Here is a 4,629-nt window from a genome sequence, read left to right as displayed (position 1 = left end):
ACTCGGGCATCTTTTCAGCCGGCCGCCACTTCTTCCAGCTGGCTGAGGAAGCACCGAAGGATTCCTTTTTGAAAAAGCGTTTCGCCAAAATTTCCGCCAACGGCGTCCCGGCAGCGGGGATCGCGGTCTCAGTTGCCCTGATTCTGATCGCGCCGATCATGAGCTTCTCAAGCACTGCCGCGGAAGTCTTCAACACCGTGGCCGGAGCAACGAGCGACATGTACATCCTGGTCTACGTCCTGGCCATGCTGGCTCACCGCAAGTACCGCGCTTCCAGCGACTTCATGGCAGACGGCTTCAAGATGCCTTTCTACAAGCTTTCAAGTCCTTTGACCATTGCCTTCTTCCTGGTCATCTTCTTCAGCCTCTTCTTCATCAAGGCTGACGTCTTCGGTGCCAGCCTGGCGGCCAGCTGGACCCTCTTGTTTGGCGGCTGGTGCTGGATCAGCGAGAAGCACCGGAATGCCAAGCCGCGCTTAAGCAATTACCGTTAAGAACAGCAAAAAAGTACTAGCTGCTAGCTAGTACTTTTTTTATACCAAACTGTAGATTATATCTTTATTTTTACCCCAGCAGGCCGTCCAGCTTCTCGGCGCTCATCAAGTGGCTTTCCAGAACCAGCTCGCGGACGCTGCGCTTTTCTTTCAGAGCCCGCTTGGCAATCTTGGCAGACAGCTGGTAGCCCAGGTATGGGCAAAGGACAGTCGCGATGCCGACGCTGCCTTCCTTGAGCTGCTTGCAGCGGCCCTTGTTGGCAGTGATGCCCGTGATGCAGTTTTCTACCAGGGTGTCGATCGCCCCGGTCAAGGCCGTGAAGGATTCAAACAGCTGGTAGAAGACAACCGGTTCAAAAGCGTTCAGTTCCAGCTGCCCGGCTTCAGCGGCCATAGTGATCGTGGTGTCGTGGCCGCAGACCAGGAAGGCTGCCTGGCTGACTACTTCTGGAATCACCGGGTTGACCTTGCCCGGCATGATTGAAGAGCCGTTTTGCTTGGCTGGCAGGTTGATTTCCGCGAAGCCGCAGCGCGGGCCTGAGGAAAGCAGGCGCAGGTCGTTGGACATCTTCGACAGGCTGATCGCGCAGGCCTTGAGGGCACCAGAAACTTCGACAAAGGAGTCCAGGTTTTCCGTAGCATCAAAGAGATCGTCTGCCTGCTTGAGTTCAAAGCCGAACAGCTTGCTCAATTCGCCGGCAATGTGGTCTTCATAGTACTGGGAAGCGTTGATCCCGGTCCCGATGGCCGTAGCCCCCAAGTTGATCTCGTGCATTTCCTGGGTGGCTTTTTCCAACCGCTTCTTTAAGCGGGCCACCATGGAGGCGTAACCGGCAAAGCTGTCGCCCAGAGTCATCGGAACCGCGTCTTGCAGCTGGGTTCGGCCCATCTTGATCACGTCCGCGAATTCGTCAGCCTTGATCCGCAAAGCGGCTTCCAGCTTGTCCAGGCTCTCGACCAGCTTTTCGCTCAGCAAGATCGTGGTCATCTTTCCGGCAGTCGGAATCGTGTCGTTGGTTGACTGCGCCATGTTGACCTGGTCGTTTGGGTGCACCAGATCATAGGTACCCCGCTTGCTGCCTAAGAGCTCGTTTGCCCGGTTGGCGACAACTTCGTTCATGTTCATGTTGGCGCTGGTGCCGGCCCCGCCTTGAATCGGATCGACGATGAAATCAGCTGCAAACTTGCCAGCGATTACTTCGTCACAGGCGGTCTTGATTGCTGTTGCTTGTTCTTTTGTGAGTAGACCAATTTCCTGGTTGACGCTTGCAGCCGCCTTTTTTATCAAGGTCAGGTTGCTGAGAAAAACCGGGTTCATCCGCAAACCAGTGATTTGGAAGTTTCGGCCTGCCCGTTCGGCTTGAACGCCATAGTAGGCGGCTGTAGGAACTTCAAGACTGCCAATTGAATCTGCTTCTAATCTGCTTGCTGCTTTCATCTGTTTTTTGCCTCGTTTTTTTACTCTTGTTTTTGATTTCTTTCTATGGCCAATACTATAGTTTAAAATTAGACCAATGTTAAGACCCTCAGCCGTTTTCTTTGACATCTTTTTAGAAAGGGTTTACAAAAATTAGATTATTAATTTACAATGAAGAAAAAATTTACGAATAAACGTGGCCAAACCAAGGCCGGCAAAACCAATCTGCCGCAAAAGAAAAAAGACCGGGTCTCCCGGTCTTTATAATATCTGTATTATGCTATGCCTTAAAGCTGCCCCAGTAAGCGCCGCCGTAAGCCCACTTGAGGTGAGACGGCACGCCGATGTAGTGCATGGAGTAAGTGCCATTGGTGTAGGAAACATTGAAGCCGTAGTAGTCCCAGTCTCCGTCGTACTTGCCGCCCTGCGTGTTCATCAGATCGCTGGCGTGCTCCCATTCAGTGTACTGGCTGAGCTGGGTAACCTTGCTCTGGTTGGCGTAGCGGTAGCCGAACATCATTGTCTTCAAACCGAAGTAGATGTCCTTCTTCATGGCCGTCATCGTCAGCTTCTGGCCATCCTTAAAGCCTGCCATGTCTTCAACATAGTTGTAGTTGCCAGGCAACTTTAGGCCCACCCGCTTGGTGGCCCGGACGATCCCTGCCACATAGTGGCCGGTCGCGATCGTCTTCTTGTTGGCCACGTATTCCTTGGAAATTTCCAAAGCCAGCTTCTGCGTGCCCTTGCTGTAGGTCCACTTCTTAAGCCCCAGCTTGGTCCGGGCCTGGTTGATCAAGCGCAGGGAGTAGACGGCCAGGGTCTTGGCCTGGCTGGTCGTCAAGTGGCCATTGGTCAATTTGACGATCGTCTTGTCGTCCTTGCTATTCTCTGACCAGGAAGCCTGGTCAAAGCTGTTGGCCTGCATCCCCTTGACGTTGATCTGCCGCCACTTCTTCAGCCAGGCAGCGTTCTTCTTGTTTTTCAGCCAGGTCTTCTTCTGGCTTGAAGACAAGGCAGAGTACTTGTAGGCCTTCTTCAGGTTGGCCTTGGTGTAGCCCTTAGGCAGGGTAAAGCTTGCCTGCCGGCTGCTGGCTTCCGCCGGCTTGACTTGACTGGCGGCGAAAACCGTCCCGATTGCCAAAGCTGCCGCTGCACTTGCGAAAAATTTTTTCATCTGTAAACCTCTGTTTCTCAATTCTATCCTGCTTCTTTTATTATAACTTGTTTGTGACTATTTTTCGCTGAAAAATTTGTCCCCGCCAAAAAAAGACGGCCCCAAAGGGCCGTCTTTCTTGACTTGCTGATTATTAGTACCAGCCGTTGGCTTCCCAGAAGGCCTTGGCAGCAGTCCATGAACCGTACCGGCTCAGAACGTAGCTGTTGGCAACCTTTTCTTGGTTGGCGGCTGAAGTGTCACCGTTCAAGTAGCTCAGGCTCAATTGGTACTTGCCGTAGTAGTTGCCGTTTGAAGCCGTGTATGAGCCGCCGCTTTCCTTGTTGGCGATCCAGGCCTTGGCTGCTTCTTCAGATGATGAAGAAGTTGAAGTTGAGCTGGACGTGCTTGAAGTCGTGCTCGTTGAAGCAGAACTGGTTGAGCTCGTTGAGCTGGACGTGTTGGCTGAAGAGCCAGTGCTTGCACTGTAGCTGTAGCTGTAGCCACTGCCGTAGCCGTAGCTGTTTGCTGATGAGCTGTAGCCAGTGCTGTAATTGTTTGAGCCGCTGGTGCTCTTGTAGCTGCTGGTTGAACCAGAAGCTGACTTGGTCGAAGTCGTCGTGCTGCTTGAGGCAGCAGTTGACGTTGAAGCAGTCGTGCCAGTTGCTGATGAACTGGTCGAACTAGTTGAGTTTGCTTCAGCAGTGTACTTGGCCAGGATCCATTGCCGGCGGCCGATCTTGTACCACTTCTCGCCTGAAGCATCGCGAGCGGTCTTAACTACCCGCCATGAGCTGCCGTCCTTTACAGAGCCGGTTACCGTAGCAGTGTGGTAGTTTGACCAAGTTGCAATTGATTGTCCATCAATGTAGTCAACCGTTACGCTGTCACCGATGGTTGCTGCGTCTGCTTGACTGTTCGTGCCTAAGCTGATCGCTGCCACGCCAGTTAAAGCCAAGCCTGCAGCAAATACTGATTTAAGTACGTTAGTTTTGATGTTCAAAAAAATTCTCCTTTGTTTGTCGCAAGCTTTCGTCTGCCAAGTTACTACTCCTTTGGCAAATTCCGTCTTGCTGCTCTTGTGTCATTTGACAGTCTATATGTTAACAGGGCCAAATTTCAAAATGATAGCAAAAAAGTAACGGTCCAGTTAAGAAGAGATTACAAGCAAGCAGTTTTTTGTAACATTTGTAATATTCAGTTTTCCGCTCACCAGCCGAGCAATTTCCACAGCAGCTTCCGCCACCAGGGGGCAGTCCGGTAGACGGCGCCGCGCAAGTCGCTCCAGAAGCTTCTGACGAAGTCCAAATCGCCGCCAGCGGCCTTGCGGGGACTGAACCGGTCCTGCAGCAGGATCAGCTGCATCCGGGCAGTCCGGCCGTAGTCAAGCTGGTAGCTCTCCGCTAGTCTGGCCGGATAATCTTTTTCAAGGCCGGTATAAGCCGGCAATTTGCGCCGGCCAGCAGCCAGGATCAAAAAGCGCAGCCAGGCCAGGCTGCCGTATCTGTAAATCGCGGCCGGCAAAAAGTGCAAAACTGCCGCCAGCAGGAGCAATCCGGCCAGCA

General features: G+C 52.7%; 4 protein-coding genes and 1 pseudogene. 1 reads left to right on the top strand and 4 read right to left on the bottom strand.

Features of this window, described 5'->3' with window-relative positions; genetic code table 11:
* A pseudogene (locus lacNas_RS06350) lies at positions 1-494 on the top strand (amino acid permease); the annotation flags it as partial.
* 70 nt (positions 495-564) lie between these two features.
* Here the strand turns inward: lacNas_RS06350 and lacNas_RS06345 are convergent.
* The 4 genes from lacNas_RS06345 to lacNas_RS06330 form a co-directional block, all read right to left on the bottom strand.
* Positions 565-1,932: an aspartate ammonia-lyase gene (locus lacNas_RS06345; RefSeq protein ID WP_201331200.1), complete on the bottom strand. Its 1,368-nt coding sequence runs from the start codon at positions 1,930-1,932 to the stop codon at positions 565-567.
* A gap of 259 nt (positions 1,933-2,191) precedes the next feature.
* Positions 2,192-3,085 (bottom strand): SEC10/PgrA surface exclusion domain-containing protein, encoded by an 894-nt coding sequence (locus tag lacNas_RS06340; protein WP_201336254.1) that lies wholly within the window; start codon positions 3,083-3,085, stop codon positions 2,192-2,194.
* 133 nt (positions 3,086-3,218) lie between these two features.
* Positions 3,219-4,067 (bottom strand): aggregation-promoting factor, encoded by an 849-nt coding sequence (apf, locus tag lacNas_RS06335; protein ID WP_201331874.1) that lies wholly within the window; start codon positions 4,065-4,067, stop codon positions 3,219-3,221.
* 206 nt (positions 4,068-4,273) lie between these two features.
* Positions 4,274-4,629 (bottom strand): hypothetical protein (locus lacNas_RS06330; protein ID WP_201346699.1); only part of this gene is annotated, 356 nt, incomplete at its 5' end.

The organism is Lactobacillus nasalidis, from assembly GCF_016587775.1.
In the GTDB taxonomy this organism is placed as follows: Bacteria; Bacillota; Bacilli; order Lactobacillales; family Lactobacillaceae; genus Lactobacillus; species Lactobacillus nasalidis.
This window is presented reverse-complemented; position numbering and strand designations above follow the sequence as displayed.